A 13,619-nucleotide genomic window follows, 5' to 3' on the forward strand; every position below is an offset into this window, starting at 1 on the left:
CGCGCGGCGATGGCGGCGCGCGGGTTGACCCCGCCACCCATCACTGGCCGAATCGGCGCCATGGCGAAGCTCTCCGATCTCGTGACATACTGTGACCAGCGCACCCGCCGCACCTTGTTCAAGGACGCGCCGGGCGCGTTTAACGGCCTGCAGGTGGCGAACAGCGGCCGCGTCACCCGCATCGGCGCCGCGGTGGATGCCGGCGTCGCGCCGTTCCGCGAAGCCGTCGCCCGCGGCATCGACTTCCTCCTCGTGCATCACGGGCTCTACTGGGACATGCCGCGCCCGCTCACCGGCCCGGTGTACGAGCGCTTCGCCGTGCTGATGAAGGGCGACTGCGCGCTCTACTCGAATCACCTGCCGCTCGACGGGCACCCGGAGATCGGCAACAACGCGCTGCTCGCCCGCCAGATGGGGCTCCAGCCGAAGCGTCCGTTCCTGGTCCGCGACGGTCAGCCGATCGGCTGGATCGCCCCGCATCGCGGCCCGCGCAGCCAACTGCGGGCGAAGCTGGAAAAGGAATACGCGCGCGTCGTCGCGATCGAATACGGCTCCGCCTCGCCCAAGGCGGTCGCGTTCTGCAGCGGCTCGGGCAACAGCGCCATTCCTGAACTGGCGGCGGCCGGCGTCGACACCCTCGTGACCGGCGAACTCCGCGAGGAATGGTTCAACCGCGCACAGGAGGAGAAGCTCAACCTGTATCTGTGCGGGCATTATGCCACCGAGGTTCACGCCGTGCGGGCGCTCGCGGCCGAACTCGCGGCGAAGTTCCGGCTCCCCTGGGAGTTCATCGCCACCGACAATCCCCTCTAGGCCCGCCGCTCGCACCCGCCCGCCCGGGATGCGTTTGCCGCTCCGCCGCGCCAAAAAGAGTCTTCCCCTTTGGGGCGATTTCGTCTGTTTCGTGACCACTGTTCCATGAAGAAGATCGCCATCCTCAACGGCCCGAATCTGGACCGGCTCGGCAAACGCGAACCGGAGATCTACGGCCACACCACGCTCGCCGACCTGGAACAGGCCCTGCGCGCGGAGTTCGGCGCCGTCGCCCAGCTCGAGTTCTTCCAGTCCAACCACGAGGGCGCGCTCATCGACAAGGTCGCCGCCCTGGCCGACGCGAAGTTCGACGGTCTGGTCCTCAACGCCGGAGCACTCACACACACGAGCGTGGCCCTGCGCGATGCCCTGCTCGGCGCCCATCTGCCCGCCGTCGAGGTGCACATCTCGAACATCTACAAGCGCGAGGAATTCCGGCACACGTCGCTCACCGCCCCCGCCTGCATCGCGGTGATCACCGGCCTCGGCCTCGAGGGCTACCACGCGGCCATCCGTTTCCTGCTCAAGCGCTGACCGGATGACCGACTGTCTCTGGCTCGTCTGCCACACCAAGCCGAGGTGTGAGAAGAAGTTCGCCGCGCTGATGAAGGCGGAGAAGTTCGAACACTACCTTCCGCTCATCGACAGCCGCCGCGAGTACGCGCAGCAGACCAAGGTCTTCACCAAGCCGCTTTTCCCGGGCTACGTGTTCGCCCGCGTCCCCGTCGAGCTGAAGGCCCGCATCTACCAGCAGGACCTGCTCGCCCGCGCCATCGTCGTCGAGGACGAGGCGAAGTTTCTGCGCCAGCTCGCCGACGTGAAGGCGATCGTCGAGTCCGGCCTCGAGCTCAGCGTGATGCCGCTCCTGACGAAGGGCCGGCGCGTGAAGATCACCGGCGGACCGCTGCATGGCGTCGAGGGCTACGTCGACGATCCGGCCAAGCCGCAGGGCGTCGTTGTTTCGATCGACGTGCTCCGGCAGGGCCTGCTCGTCAAGGTGCCGGCCGAGTTTCTCCTCGCCCTGCCCTGACGTCCCGAACCACCCGCTCAGCGGACGGCCAGCAGTCGCACCGCCAGATGCAGCGAGGCGCACGCGACCAGCGCCGCCGCAGTGTCATCGATCGCCACGCCCCAGCCGCCCCGCACTGCCTGCAGCCGACGGATTCCGAACGGCTTCACAATGTCGAAGAGTCGAAACAGCGCAAAGCCGCCGAGCAGCACCGCCCAAACGGGCCAGCGCTGCACGAGCATCGGCCAGCCGAGAAAACAAAGCGGCATCGCCACAAACTCATCGAGGATCACTTCGCCGGGATCCGTGCGCCCCATGCGCACCTCGGCCAGGCCGCAGACCAGGGCCGCGACCACGAAGCCCACCGCGCTCGCGACGAGGTTCTCAAACACCGTCATCCGCGAGAAGAAGACCGTGAAATAGAGCAGCCCCGCGAGCGATCCCCAGGTGCCGGGCGCCGGCAGCTTTCGCCCCACCGGCCCCAGGGTGGCCAGCGCCACGATCCAGCCTCCCCGGCCGGCGCGCCCCTGCGAGGATGGCGGCATTATTTCGAGAACAACACGTGACCGTGGCGTCGGAAATACGAGTAGCCCGACGTCACCGTTAGCACCGCCGAAAGGGCATAGAGCGAGATGCCCACGATCTGGATCACGTGAATCCAGATCTGCTCATCGCCGCCGAACACCTCCCGGTGATCCTTCGCGAACATCTTCGCGCCCATCAGCCAGCCAATCGCGTTGAGCTGGACGAACGTCTTGATCTTCCCGCCCGTGTCCGCCTCCACGACCAAGCCCTTCGAGGCCGTCGCCATGCGCAGGCCGGAAATCGCAAATTCCCGGCAGAGGATGCACAGCAGCAGCAGCATGGCCGTGATGTTGTGGCCCATGAAATAGTCGCCATTTACGAGCGCGATCAGCAGCCCGATGACCAGCACCTTGTCGATGACCGCGTCCATGAACCGGCCAAACGCGGAAACCTCGCCCCATTGCCGGGCCAGCTTGCCGTCGAGCCAGTCCGTCAGTCCCGCCACGATGAAGAGCCAGAAAGCGAGCGTCGGCGCCCACTGAAAGTCAGCGTACATCAGCGCGACCACGGCAAACATGAGGGGCACGCGCGAAATGGTGAGCAGGTTCGGAAGTGACATCGACTTAGCGGGAAAGACAGCCCGGCCCCCGGGGAGAGGCAAGCGCGGAGACAGCCAAATTGCAGTTCCTTCCACCTCCGCGACGCCCTCCGCCTCCGCTGCGGCCGAAACCCTCCGGCCAAAAACGCATCGCCTCCCGCGGAATTGTGGGTTTTCTGACCCGAACCGCTCATGCGACACTGCATCTATCCGGGAACCTTCGACCCGATCACCTACGGCCACATGGACGTGCTCCAGCGCGCCGCCAAGTTGTTCGACCGGGTCACCGTCGCCGTGGCCCAGAATGCCGGCAAGCATCCGCTCTTCAGCGCGGAAGAACGCATGGAGATGGTGCTGCCCAACGTAGCCCGCTTCCCCAACGTGAGCGTCACGATCTTCACCGGCCTGCTGGTCGAGTTCGCCATGCAGCAGAACGCCGATGCGATCATCCGTGGTCTCCGCGCCCTGTCCGACTTCGAATTCGAATTCAACATGGCCCTGATGAACCGGCATCTGCAGCCGAAGATCGAAACGATCTTCGTAATGCCGAACGAGCAGTTCAGCTACACCAGCTCGACGCTGGTGAAGCAGGTCGCGGCCTACGGCGGCGACGTGAAGCACTTCGTGCCGCCGAACGTTCGCGAGGCCCTACACCGCACGTACAGCGCGCAGCGGGAGTAGCCTCGACGACTTCCCCGGGGGGAGCCCCGGGGACCGGGCCTCCCGCGCAGGAGAGCAGTCTCCCGTTCGCAGTGAACGTCCGCAAACTGCGTCACCTTTTACCCCTCGCAACGTCTTTGCCCACCTCACCGCGGTTGTGCTCCTGACGGGCTGACGGAACGCGGTGCCAACATTTTCCGCAATCTTCCCCCCATGGCCAAATCCAGAAACTACGGTGGTCTTATCGTGATCGCGGCGCTGCTCGTCGCCGCCGCCGGTGGCGCCTGGTACTACCTCGCCGGCAAGAACGACAAGCAGCCGGAGTTCAGCACCACCAAGGTCGGCCGCGGCGACATCACCCAAGCCGTTACCGCCACCGGTGACCTCCAGCCGGTCGTCACCGTCGACGTCGGCGCCCAGGTCTCCGGCCAGGTCAAGGAGGTGCTCGTCGACTTCAACTCCCGCGTGAAGGCCGGCGATGTCCTCGCTCGCATCGACCCCGCCATGGCCGAGCAGAAGCTCCGCCAGGCCCAGGCCGACCTCGAGTCCGCCAAGGCCAACAACCAACTCCTCCAAATCAACGCCCGGCGAACCCGCGACCTCGCGGCCAAGAACCTGGTTTCCCAATCCGAGCTCGACACCGCCGAGGCCCAGCTCGCGCAGTCCAACGCCACGCTCATGACGCGCACCGCCGCCGTCGAGAACGCCAAGCTCGACCTGCTGCACTGCACCATCACCGCCCCCATCGACGGCATGGTGCTCAACCGCAACACCGACCGCGGCCGCACCGTGAACTCGAGCATGAACGCGCCCACGCTCTTCACCCTCGTGAACGACCTCACGCGCATGCAGATCCAGGCCGCCGTCGCCGAGGCCGACGTCGGCGCGATCACCGAGGGGATGGACGTCACCTTTACCGTCGACGCCTTCCCAAATCGCACGTTCCGCGGCACGGTTCGCCAGGTGCGCAACGCCGCCACCACCACGTCCAGCGTCGTCTCGTACGCCACCATCATCGACGTGAACAATGACGATCTCCGGCTGAAGCCCGGCATGACCGCCAACGTCTCGATCATCATCGCCCAAAAGACGAACGCCCTGCGCATCAGCAACTCGGCCCTCCGCGCCCGCATCCCGCAGGAGCTGCTGCCGAAGGCTCCGGAGCCGGCCAAGACCGCCAAAGCAGGCGCCGCTCCCGCCGCCGCCCCGGCGATGAACGACCAGGAACGCTTCGCCATCGTCCGCGCGATCTGGACCGAACTCGGCATCCAGCGTGGCACGCCCCCCAGCGCCGAACAGATTGCCGCGTTCCGCGCCAAGGCCGCCGAGAAGGGGCTCGACGCCGAGACGATCGACCGCGTGCTCACCCGCTTCTCCGGCGGCGGCCCCGGTGGTCGGCGTAGCCGCGAGGGCGGCGCTCCCGGCGCCCCCAATCCCGTCGTCACGCGCACCGTCTACAAGCTCGTCGATCCGGTCGCGCAGAAGCTTGAACCCGTCAACGCGAAGCTCGGGATCTCCGACGGCATGTACACCGAGGTGCTCGACGGGCTCGCCGAGGACGACACGCTGGTCACGGCCGTCACCCTGCCCGGCACCACCGCCGCCACGCAGCCCGCCCAGAACCCCTTCCAGCAGAACCGCGGCTTCGGTCCCGGCATGGGCGGCGGCCGCCGCTGAGTGGCCCGCCTCGCCTCGGTCACCCGCGCCACCATGCCTCCCGTCGTTCAGATCAAGGATCTGCACAAGATCTACGAGTCCGGTGAAGTCCCGGTCCACGCCGTGCGCGGCGTGTCCCTGGAGATTCACCGCGGCGAATTCGTCGCGCTCATGGGCGCCAGCGGCTCCGGCAAGTCCACGCTGATGAACATGCTGGGCTGCCTCGATCGCCCGACCCGCGGCACCTACCTGCTCGACGGCACCAACGTCAGCCAGCTCGACCGCAACGAGCTCGCCGACCTCCGGAATCAGAAGCTCGGGTTCGTCTTCCAGGGCTTCAATCTCCTGTCCCGCACCACCGCCCTGGAGAACGTGGAGCTGCCGATGCTCTACGGCCGCAACCAGCACCTCAGCTCCACTGAGATCCGCGACCGCGCGCTGCGCTGCCTCGACATCGTCGGCCTGTCGAAGCGCGCCGATCACTTCCCCAACCAGCTTTCCGGCGGCCAGCAGCAGCGCGTCGCCATCGCCCGCGCCCTGGTGAACGAGCCGCAGGTGCTCCTCGCCGACGAGCCCACCGGCAATCTCGATTCGAAGACCTCCGTCGAGGTCATGGGCGTCTTCCAGCAGCTCAACGCCCAGGGCATCACCATCGTGATGGTCACCCACGAGCTCGACATCGCCCACTTCACCAAGCGCAACCTGATCCTCCGCGACGGCCTGGTCGTGCGCGATGAGATCATCGCCCAACCCAGCGTCCCCGAAGTGGAGCTCGCCAAACTCGCGGAAGCCGAGGCCGCCGCCAAGCTCACCGGCGGCGCTTCCGCCTAACCCGGCCCACCGATGCGCTTCACCAACATCATCCGCGTCGCCCTGCGCGCCCTCCGCCGCAACCTCATGCGGTCCATCCTGACCGCGCTCGGCATCATCATCGGTATCGCCGCCGTCATTACGACCGTCAGCATGGGCACCGGCGCCAAGGCCCAGATCGAGGCCCAGGTCGCCGCCCTCGGCCAGAACATCATCACGGTCTTCCCCAACTTCTTCAGCGCCGGTGGCGTGCGCAGCGGGTTCGGCGGCGCGATCACCCTCACCCCCGAGGACGCCGAGGCGATCCAGAGCGAGGTCGCCGAGGTCGATGGCGTCAGCCCCGAGATCCGCGACCGCGCCCAGGTCCTCGCCAACGGTCTCAACTGGAACACCCAGGTGCTCGGCGAATCGCCCGACTACGTCTTCATCCGCAGCTGGCCGATCGCCGAGGGCGTCATGTTCAGCGACCAGGACGTGAAGTCCGTCGCCAAGGTCTGCGTCGTCGGTCGCACCATCGTCGACCAGCTCTTCCCCGACGGCACCGCCATCGGCCAGACCCTCCGCATCCGCAACCTGCCCTTCCGCATCGTCGGCGTGCTCAGCCCCAAGGGCTACAACATCAACGGCTCCGACCAGGACGATGTCGTCATCATCCCGTACACCTCGCACATGAAGCGGGTGTCCCGCCGCGCAAACATCAACACCATCCTCGTCCAGGCCAGCCGGCCGGATCGGCTCGACAAGGTGAAGCAGGACATCGAGGACGTCCTCACCCAGCGCCGCAAGGGCCGCGATCCCGACTTCATCGTCCGCACCCAGGAGGAGATTGCGCAAACCGCCACGCAGACCTCCCGCACCCTCACCCTGCTGCTCGGCGGCGTCGCCCTGGTGTCACTCATCGTCGGCGGCATCGGCGTGATGAACATCATGCTGGTGTCCGTCACCGAGCGCACGCGCGAGATCGGCATCCGCCTCGCCATCGGCGCCCACGGTCGCGACGTGCTCGCGCAGTTCCTCATCGAGGCCACGATGCTCAGCGTCCTTGGCGGCGTGCTCGGCATCCTGACCGGCGTCGCCGCCTCCAAGGTGATCACCATCTACTGGGGCCTCCCCACGCTGGTCTCACCGGCCTCGATCTTCGTGGCCGTCGGCGTGAGCACCGCCATCGGCGTCTTCTTCGGCTTCTACCCCGCCCGCAAAGCCGCCCAGCTCGATCCCATCGAAGCCCTCCGCTACGAATAGCTGCTGGCCGGAGGCCGAAAGCAGCCTGAGGCCGGAAGCCAGAAGTCAGAGGCCAGAAGCCGGAGGCCGGAAGCCGGAAGCCAGACGGCACTGTCCACCGTCATGTCCACCGGAGCATTAGCAGAGGCGGAAGCTTCGCGGAGGAACGATCGGCGGCGGCGGAAGGCATGAGAACCTAGGTCGGTCGCCCGCGCGGCAAACGGAGATAACACGCCAAATCTGGCGTGTTATCTGAGTTAACGCGCCAGATTTGGCGTGTTATCTCGGACTCGGGCCAAGCAAACGGACCCCGCCAGAGGCAGGTCGGACGTCGCATAATGGACGCCGGAACGCAGGTCAGAGGGCCGGGCGCCAGAAGCCGGTTCCCGTCCACCGCAGACCAGCGGGGCGCTGTCACGCCGCGACGTCAGCGGTTCGGCCAAAGGATGAGCAACCCAACCGTCAGCCAGCCTCTTCGTCTTCAGCCTTCAGCGTTCAGCTTTCAGCTTTCAGCCTTTTCAGCTGACGGCCGGATAACTGCCGAGCCACTTCACCATGGGGCAGAACCGCTTTAGCTCGGAGAGCGCAGCCTTCATTCCCGGGTCGTCGTAGTGGCCGGTGATATCGAGGAAGAAGTAGTAGTCCCACGGGCGCTTCTTGCTCGGGCGTGACTCGATCTTCGACAGGTTGATCCCGCGCTCGGCGAGCGGCATCAGCATCTTGAGCAGCGCGCCGGAATGCGCCGCGGCCTCGTCGCCCAGCGAGACCAGCAGGCTGGTGAGGTCCTTGCCGTTGCCCACAGGACCCGAGGGTTTGCGGCCGAGCACAAAGAAACGCGTGGTGTTGTCCGCCTTGTCCTGGATCGCCCGCTCAAGGATCGGCACACCGTAATGCTCCGCCGCCAGCTCACCTGCGATCGCCGCGGTGCCAGGCTCTTCCTTGGCCATCTGCACCGCGCGCGAGGTACTGGTCGCCTCGACGAGCTGCGCATGCGGCAGGTGACGCTGCAGCCAGTGACGGCATTGCGCGAGCGCCTGGTCCTTCGAGTACACGCGCTCGATGTCCTCCAGCGGCGAGTTCGAGATCAGCGCATGGGTGATCTCGAGGTAGATCTGGGCCACGATTTTTAGCTCGCTCTCCACGAAACTATCGAGCGCCTCGCGCACCGATCCCTCAGTCGAATTCTCAATCGGGATGACGGCGTAGTCCGTCTCCCCCTTCTCCACCGCGGTGAAGATGTCGCTCACCGTCGCCATCGCGTGGTAGTCCACGCTGGCGCCGAACTTCTTGAGCGCCGCGGCGTGCGTGTTGCTCGCCTCGGGCCCGAGGTACGCGATCAGCAGCGGCTTCTCCAGCGCGATGGCCGCCGACATGATCTCCCGGTAAATCGCCTGCAGGGCCTCGTTCTTGATCGGGCCGACGTTCTGCGCGGTCACCTTGCGGAGGACCGCGTCCTCCCGCTCGGCCACGTAAATCTGGCCGCCCAAGCTGCGCTTCACTTTCCCAATCTCCGCGGCCAGGGCCAGCCGCTCGTTCAGCAACTGGACCAACTGACTGTCGAGCTGGTCGATCTTCTGGCGAATGGGCTCGAGATCCATGATTTAGGAGGGAGGTGGACTGCTTTGATCCTTTTCGGCCGGCTCCTCCGTCGGAGGTGCCGCTTCGGCGGCTTCCGATGCTTCGCTCACCGGCGACTCCGCCGAGGAGGACGCGTCGATCGCCTCCTCCACCGCCGCGTCGCCGTCGGCCGCAGCCGCGTCGAGCGGAAGCTGCTCCTCCGGCAGACCCATGTCGGTGTCGTTCGGGGGGCGGGCGTTCTCGTTGGTCTTGAGCCACTCGTCGATCTGGCGGGACGACAGGACGTCCGACGCCGGGAGCTCTTCGAGCGACTTGATGCCCACGAATTCGAGGAACTGGTCGGTCGTGCCGTACTGGATCGGTCGTCCGGGCGCGTCGGCGCGGCCGACAACGTAAATGAGCTCGCGCTCGAGCAACTTGTTCACACCGGCCTCCGCCGACACGCCGCGGATGGTCTCGATCTCGCCGCGCGTCACCGGCTGCCGGTAGGCGATCACCGCGAGCGTCTCGATCGCGGACTGGCTCAGCTTCACCGGCGGCGGCTCCTGGCGGAGAATGCGCACCCAGCGGGCGAAGCGCGGGTTCGTCACAATCCGGTAACCGTTGTTGCCCTCGATGAGCAGAATGCCTTCGTCGGCGGCCTTCAGCTCCGCTGCGATCACGTCCATCGCCTCGCGGATCTGCGCGGCCGTCACGAGCGACGGCACTTCACTGTAAAGCTCCGGGTCCTGCGGCGTCTCCTCGACCAGGATCTCGGCCGGCTCAGCCGCCGGCGCTGACGCGGTGGCGACTTCAGCCGATGCCACCGGCTCAGCCGGGCTCTCGGCGCTGACCTCGCCGTTGGCAACGGGCTCGCTGACGACGCTCGCCTCGGACTCAGCCGCCACGGCTTCTGTGGCAGCGGGCGCGACGTCCGGCGCAGCTGCCGGCGCTTCCTCGCCCTCTGCTTCCGGCAGGCTCGCGGCCTGGTCGTGATAGCGCGTGAAAGCCGCCTGGATATCCTTGATGCCCAGAGGTTGGTTCGTGGAAAGCAGCAGTGCCTTCAGCACTTTTTTCAGATTGAACGCCATGCCCGTGAAAACCGAGGAGTGATGGGCAGCGCCCCCACCCCATGCAACCTGAATTTCCGCCCCGGCCGCCCTGCTGACACGCCTCGCCGGGAATCAGCCTTGCCGGGGTTTTCCGCCTCTGGTGGTGTGCGGCCTTTCGCCATGAGCACTGTCCCCAACTCTCAGCGTCCGTTCTCCTCCATTGTCCACGACGGCCCCGACCGGGCTCCCAACCGCTCCATGCTTCGTGCCGTCGGTTTCCAGGATGAAGATTTCAAGAAGCCAGTCGTCGGCATCGCCTCCACCTGGAGCATGGTGACGCCGTGTAACATGCACATTGACCAACTGGCGCGGGATGCCGAAGCCGGCGCCAATTCGGCCGGTGGCAAGGCGATCATCTTTGGCACGATCACGGTGTCGGACGGCATTAGCATGGGCACTCCCGGCATGCGCTACTCGCTCGTGTCGCGCGAAGTGATCGCCGACTCCATCGAGACGGTCACGGGCGGCGAAGGCTTCGACGCGCTGGTCGCGATCGGCGGTTGCGACAAGAACATGCCCGGCTGCCTCATGGCCATGGCGCGCCTGAACCGGCCCTCTGTCTTCGTCTATGGCGGCACGATTCTCCCGGGCATCCATCCCGACTCGAAGAAGGAATGCGATATCGTCTCGGTGTTCGAAGCCGTGGGCCAGCACGCCGCCGGCAAGCTCAGCGACGACGAGTTGAAGAAGGTCGAGAGCTGCTCGATTCCCGGCCCGGGCTCCTGCGGCGGCATGTACACCGCCAACACCATGGCGTCCGCCATCGAGGCGCTCGGCATGAGTCTTCCCAACAGCTCCGCGCAGGTCGCGATCAGCAAGGAGAAGAAGGCCGACTGTGAGCGCGCCGGCGAAGCCGCCCTCGCCCTCCTCAAGGCCGGCATCCGTCCGCGCGATATCATGACGAAGAAGGCGTTCGAGAACGCCATCACCGTCGTCATCGCCCTCGGCGGCTCCACGAACGCCGTGCTGCACCTGCTCGCGATCGCCCACACCGCCGGCGTGAAGCTGACGATCGATGATTTCACCCGCGTCGGTAAGCGCGTCCCCGTCCTCGCCGACCTCAAGCCGTCCGGCCGCTATGGCATGGCCCATCTCTCCCGCGTCGGCGGCCTGCCGCCGCTGATGAAGATGCTGCTCGATCACGGCCTCATCCACGGCGACTGCCTCACCGTCACCGGCAAGACCGTCGCCGAGAACCTGCGCGACGTGCAGCCTTACCCGACCAACCAGGACGTCGTCCGTCCGTGGTCGAACCCGATCAAGCCCGACAGCCACCTCCGCATTCTCTACGGCAACCTGGCCGTCGGCGGCGCCGTCGCGAAGATCTCGGGCAAGGAAGGTCTCCAGTTCTCCGGCAAGGCGATCGTCTTCGAAGGCGAGGAGGCCGCGCTGGCCGCGATTCTCAACGGCCGCGTCAAATCCGGCCACGTCGTCGTCATCCGCAACGAAGGCCCCGTCGGCGGTCCCGGCATGCGCGAGATGCTCTCCCCGACCAGCGCCATCATGGGCAAGGGCCTCGGCAAGGAGGTCGCGCTCATCACCGACGGTCGTTTCTCCGGCGGCAGCCACGGTTTCGTCGTCGGCCACATCACGCCGGAAGCCGCCCGCGGCGGCGCCATCGGCGTCGTGAAGAACGGCGACCCCATCACCATCGATGCGGTGAAGAACGAGATCACCCTCGACATCTCACCGAAGGAGCTGAAGGCGCGCCTCGCCGCCTGGAAACCGCGCAAGCAGAAGGAAACCCGCGGCGCCCTCGCCAAGTACGCCAAACTGGTCTCCACTGCCTCTGAAGGCGCCGTGACCGACAAATACCTCTGAGCTCCAGCGCCCGCGCGACTCGCGCGCCGTGATGCTACACCGGCCGGCTCCTCCTGGGCGCCGGCCATTTTCCTGCCCACCGCTCCCGACGTGGCCGGTCGGCGCGCGCCATGGTGGCATGGCGCTTCGCCCCAGTTCGCGGAGCCGCCGCGGATCACCGGATTTTTGCCACTCGTGTTCCGGGGATTGTACCCGCGGTTTTTGGCTTCGTGCGACCCCGCCCGGCTGTTAACACAGGCACCTCGCCATGAGCTGGAACCGTTTCAAAACCCACTTCTATCACCACGCCGACCTCGGCGTCTCCCTCGATATCTCCCGGATCCCCTTCCCCGACGACTTCCTCGCCGCGATGGAGCCGCGCATGCAGCAGGCGTTCCAGGCGATGAAGGACCTCGAGGGCGGCGCGATTGCCAACCCCGACGAGAAGCGCATGGTCGGCCATTACTGGCTGCGCGCCCCGCAGCTCGCGCCCCGCGCCGAGCTCACCCAGGAGATCACGTCCACCCTTGCCCAGATCAAGGAGTTCACCGCCCGCGTGCACGCCGGCGACGTCAGCGGCCCCAAGGGCAAATTCAAGAACCTCCTCGTCATCGGCATCGGCGGCTCCGCGCTCGGACCCCAGCTCGTGAACCACGCGCTCGGACAGCCGCGCAAGGACAAGCTCGCCGTCACGTTCTTCGACAACACCGATCCCGACGGCATCGACTACGTCCTCGCCACCCTCCGGGGCCAGCTCGCCCGCACCCTCGTCGTCGTCATCTCCAAGTCCGGCGGCACCGCCGAGACGCGCAACGGCATGCTCGAGGCCATTGCCGCCTTTAAGGCCGCCGGCCTCGATTACGCGAAGCAGTTCGTCGCCGTCACCGGCGCCGGTTCCAAGCTCGACCAGACCGCGGCCAGCGAGGGCTGGCTCGCCCGCTTCGCCATGTGGGACTGGGTCGGCGGCCGCACCAGCGAGCTCTCCGCCGTGGGCCTCCTGCCCGCCGCGCTGCAGGGCATCGACATCCAGGCCATGCTCGACGGGGCGGCCGCCATGGACGCCGTCACCCGTCAGTCCATCACCGCCCAGAATCCCGCCGCGCTCCTCGCGCTGATGTGGCATTACGCGACCGACGGCCGCGGCGCGAAGGACATGGTCGTGCTTCCCTACAAGGACCGCCTCCTCCTCTTCTCCCGCTACCTGCAGCAGCTCGTCATGGAGTCGCTCGGCAAGGAGCGTGACCTGCAGGGCAACCTCGTGAACCAGGGCGTCGCCGTTTACGGCAACAAGGGTTCCACCGATCAGCACGCCTACGTGCAGCAGCTGCGCGAGGGCGTGAACAACTTCTTCGTGACGTTCATCGAGGTCCTCAAGGACCGGGACGCCAAGACCGCGATGGACGTCGAGCCGGGCGTGACCTCCGGCGACTTCCTCCAGGGGTTCTACCTCGGCACCCGCGACGCCCTCACCGAGAAAGACCGCCACTCGATCACCATCACCGTGCCGGACGTCTCGCCGCGCACGCTGGGCATGCTCATCGCGCTGTACGAGCGCGTCGTCGGCTTCTACGCCACGCTCATCGGCATCAACGCGTATCACCAGCCCGGCGTCGAAGCCGGCAAGAAGGCCGCGGGTGCCGTCATCGCCCTCAAGCTTAAGCTGGTCGAAACGCTCAAGGGTTCCGCCGGCAAGGCCTTCACCGCCGAAGAATTGGCTGCCGCGGCGGGCGTCTCCGAGCAGACCGAGCTCGTGTTCAAGATTCTCGAGCACCTCGCCGCCAACAAGGGCTCCGGTTTGAAGAAGCGCGCCAAGTCGCCCTGGTACGAATCGCAGTACAAGCTCAACGCCTGAGCGCGT

The 13,619-nt window shown here is 66.6% G+C and carries 13 protein-coding genes; 9 read left to right on the plus strand and 4 right to left on the minus strand.

Annotation, left to right across the window (positions count from 1 at the left end):
* Positions 1 to 60: 60 nt before the first annotated feature.
* The 3 genes from DB354_RS12505 (at position 61) to DB354_RS12515 (ending at position 1,843) form a co-directional block, all read left to right on the plus strand.
* Entirely contained in the window at positions 61 to 813 is a 753-nt protein-coding gene (locus DB354_RS12505) for a Nif3-like dinuclear metal center hexameric protein (protein ID WP_107835948.1), read from the plus strand.
* Between the two features lie 105 nt (positions 814 to 918).
* Positions 919 to 1,347 (plus strand): type II 3-dehydroquinate dehydratase, encoded by a 429-nt coding sequence (gene aroQ / locus DB354_RS12510; RefSeq protein WP_107835949.1) that lies wholly within the window; start codon positions 919 to 921, stop codon positions 1,345 to 1,347.
* A 4-nt stretch (positions 1,348 to 1,351) separates the two neighbouring features.
* Positions 1,352 to 1,843 (plus strand): transcription termination/antitermination NusG family protein, encoded by a 492-nt coding sequence (locus DB354_RS12515; RefSeq protein ID WP_107835950.1) that lies wholly within the window; start codon positions 1,352 to 1,354, stop codon positions 1,841 to 1,843.
* 17 nt (positions 1,844 to 1,860) lie between these two features.
* On the opposite strand, the gene DB354_RS12520 is transcribed toward DB354_RS12515, so the two are convergent.
* Both DB354_RS12520 and pgsA read right to left on the minus strand, forming a co-directional pair.
* Positions 1,861 to 2,367, minus strand: coding sequence for a phosphatidylglycerophosphatase A (locus DB354_RS12520; protein ID WP_107835951.1), 507 nt, complete (start codon positions 2,365 to 2,367; stop codon positions 1,861 to 1,863).
* Complete coding sequence (gene pgsA, locus DB354_RS12525) at positions 2,367 to 2,966, minus strand: CDP-diacylglycerol--glycerol-3-phosphate 3-phosphatidyltransferase (protein WP_107835952.1); 600 nt, start codon at positions 2,964 to 2,966, stop codon at positions 2,367 to 2,369. Before pgsA ends, DB354_RS12520 begins: the two co-directional genes overlap by 1 nt.
* 171 nt (positions 2,967 to 3,137) lie before the next feature.
* On the opposite strand from pgsA, the gene coaD reads away from it, so the two are divergent.
* The 4 genes from coaD to DB354_RS12545 all read left to right on the plus strand — a co-directional run bounded on the left by coaD (position 3,138) and on the right by DB354_RS12545 (position 7,313).
* Positions 3,138 to 3,626 carry a pantetheine-phosphate adenylyltransferase gene (gene coaD / locus DB354_RS12530; RefSeq protein ID WP_107835953.1) on the plus strand — a complete coding sequence of 163 codons (489 nt, stop codon included), beginning with the start codon at positions 3,138 to 3,140 and terminating at the stop codon, positions 3,624 to 3,626.
* A gap of 192 nt (positions 3,627 to 3,818) precedes the next feature.
* On the plus strand, positions 3,819 to 5,282 hold the full coding sequence (locus DB354_RS12535) for an efflux RND transporter periplasmic adaptor subunit (RefSeq protein WP_107835954.1): 1,464 nt from the start codon (positions 3,819 to 3,821) through the stop codon (positions 5,280 to 5,282).
* 33 nt (positions 5,283 to 5,315) lie between these two features.
* On the plus strand, positions 5,316 to 6,092 hold the full coding sequence (locus DB354_RS12540) for an ABC transporter ATP-binding protein (RefSeq protein WP_107836070.1): 777 nt from the start codon (positions 5,316 to 5,318) through the stop codon (positions 6,090 to 6,092).
* Positions 6,093 to 6,104: 12 nt separating this feature from the next.
* Positions 6,105 to 7,313, plus strand: a complete 1,209-nt coding sequence (locus DB354_RS12545) for an ABC transporter permease (protein ID WP_107835955.1) — start codon at positions 6,105 to 6,107, stop codon at positions 7,311 to 7,313.
* Between the two features lie 497 nt (positions 7,314 to 7,810).
* Here DB354_RS12545 and pheA read toward each other — a convergent pair whose 3' ends face one another.
* Together pheA and scpB are read right to left on the minus strand one after the other, a co-directional pair.
* Positions 7,811 to 8,890: a prephenate dehydratase gene (gene pheA, locus DB354_RS12550; RefSeq protein ID WP_233256633.1), complete on the minus strand. Its 1,080-nt coding sequence runs from the start codon at positions 8,888 to 8,890 to the stop codon at positions 7,811 to 7,813.
* A 3-nt stretch (positions 8,891 to 8,893) separates the two neighbouring features.
* Positions 8,894 to 9,940, minus strand: a complete 1,047-nt coding sequence (scpB, locus tag DB354_RS12555) for an SMC-Scp complex subunit ScpB (RefSeq protein WP_107835957.1) — start codon at positions 9,938 to 9,940, stop codon at positions 8,894 to 8,896.
* Between the two features lie 141 nt (positions 9,941 to 10,081).
* On the opposite strand from scpB, the gene ilvD reads away from it, so the two are divergent.
* Complete coding sequence (gene ilvD, locus DB354_RS12560) at positions 10,082 to 11,782, plus strand: dihydroxy-acid dehydratase (RefSeq protein ID WP_107835958.1); 1,701 nt, start codon at positions 10,082 to 10,084, stop codon at positions 11,780 to 11,782.
* A 247-nt stretch (positions 11,783 to 12,029) separates the two neighbouring features.
* A complete protein-coding gene (locus tag DB354_RS12565; RefSeq protein WP_107835959.1) occupies positions 12,030 to 13,613 on the plus strand; it encodes a glucose-6-phosphate isomerase in 1,584 nt (527 codons plus the stop codon).
* The last annotated feature ends 6 nt before the right edge of the window (positions 13,614 to 13,619 follow it).

Origin of the sequence: Opitutus sp. ER46 (assembly GCF_003054705.1) — a bacterium.
In the GTDB taxonomy this organism is placed as follows: domain Bacteria; phylum Verrucomicrobiota; class Verrucomicrobiia; order Opitutales; family Opitutaceae; genus ER46.

Coding starts and splice junctions, on each gene's coding strand:
- DB354_RS12545 (WP_107835955.1), top strand. CDS start 6,105: ATGCGCTTCACCAACATCATCCGCGTCGCCCTGCGCGCCCTCCGCCGC.
- DB354_RS12505 (WP_107835948.1), top strand. CDS start 61: ATGGCGAAGCTCTCCGATCTCGTGACATACTGTGACCAGCGCACCCGC.
- coaD (WP_107835953.1), top strand. CDS start 3,138: ATGCGACACTGCATCTATCCGGGAACCTTCGACCCGATCACCTACGGC.
- DB354_RS12520 (WP_107835951.1), bottom strand. CDS start 2,367: ATGCCGCCATCCTCGCAGGGGCGCGCCGGCCGGGGAGGCTGGATCGTG.
- DB354_RS12565 (WP_107835959.1), top strand. CDS start 12,030: ATGAGCTGGAACCGTTTCAAAACCCACTTCTATCACCACGCCGACCTC.
- DB354_RS12535 (WP_107835954.1), top strand. CDS start 3,819: ATGGCCAAATCCAGAAACTACGGTGGTCTTATCGTGATCGCGGCGCTG.
- pgsA (WP_107835952.1), bottom strand. CDS start 2,966: ATGTCACTTCCGAACCTGCTCACCATTTCGCGCGTGCCCCTCATGTTT.
- DB354_RS12515 (WP_107835950.1), top strand. CDS start 1,352: ATGACCGACTGTCTCTGGCTCGTCTGCCACACCAAGCCGAGGTGTGAG.
- DB354_RS12540 (WP_107836070.1), top strand. CDS start 5,316: ATGCCTCCCGTCGTTCAGATCAAGGATCTGCACAAGATCTACGAGTCC.
- pheA (WP_233256633.1), bottom strand. CDS start 8,890: ATGGATCTCGAGCCCATTCGCCAGAAGATCGACCAGCTCGACAGTCAG.
- ilvD (WP_107835958.1), top strand. CDS start 10,082: ATGAGCACTGTCCCCAACTCTCAGCGTCCGTTCTCCTCCATTGTCCAC.
- scpB (WP_107835957.1), bottom strand. CDS start 9,940: ATGGCGTTCAATCTGAAAAAAGTGCTGAAGGCACTGCTGCTTTCCACG.
- aroQ (WP_107835949.1), top strand. CDS start 919: ATGAAGAAGATCGCCATCCTCAACGGCCCGAATCTGGACCGGCTCGGC.